This window comes from Spiroplasma endosymbiont of Megaselia nigra (assembly GCF_003987485.1).
GTDB lineage: Bacteria > Bacillota_I > Bacilli_A > Mycoplasmatales > Mycoplasmataceae > Spiroplasma.
In genome coordinates, this window is the sequence record NZ_RCOO01000301.1 from 1 (window position 1) to 888 (window position 888).

Consider the following 888-nt stretch of genomic DNA (forward strand, 5'->3'; position numbering starts at 1 on the left):
GCGTGGGACTAATAAAACATGAAATCATTTAGCAGAAAAATTATTTTTTGCTTGTAATTTTACCGATTCTTCATCTAATATTTTACGAAGATATGCCAATACCCATGAAGATACTACATTTGGCGATACAATTAATGTATGTAATTATCTATACGATAAATATGGGGTTGATTTGGAACCCGACAATGAAAATGGGATTTTTTGACCTAAAAATGTTAAAGAAGGTGGAGAAATTGTTTTTCCTAGTGGTGTTCGCATTGCTTTTGCAGGTTATTCTAATGGTAATAAAATTATGGGGAAGGTTGGTAAAGGCAGTTGTATTATATCGGCATGAACTGACGAAATGATACATGCTGAAGAAAAAGAAATCTTAACTTATAAAGAACTAGATAAAAGATATAATAATTTAAGAGTTTCAATGTTTCGTTCAAAAAGTTTAAAAGTGTCTTACGAAAAATACATTGATGAAAATGATAATGAACAATATAATTTAGATAATCCTATTCCAGTAAAAGAATTATCTTGGACATTTCAAGAATGATACAACATAGCAAAACAACATATAACATTAACAACATATTTTCATAAAACATATTCTAATCAATTTACTTTTAACCCTTTTGATAAATACCATGTCTTTTATTAAAAATTTGTAACGCCATATTTACCTTTAAATGAAAGAATTAAAAACATTTTAAAAGAACACAATAGAGTGCACCCCAAAAAGTAAGTATTAGTAAAAAAGGTTTATAAACTTTTATTTATTATATCCTTTTCTTTGCGGCTTGAATATCATTTATTTCATTTTTTAACATCATTAATATATTCGTCATGCGATAAGTAAATATTGTTATGAATTGTTGCTTTTTTTAATAAAGAATGAAAACT

Annotated in this window: 1 protein-coding gene; it reads left to right on the forward strand. The window is 26.5% G+C overall.

Annotated features, from left to right (window positions below):
- A partial coding sequence (locus D9R21_RS07790; protein ID WP_158614007.1) for a hypothetical protein occupies nucleotides 1-646 on the forward strand: 646 nt, incomplete at its 5' end.
- Nucleotides 647-888 lie beyond the last annotated feature (242 nt).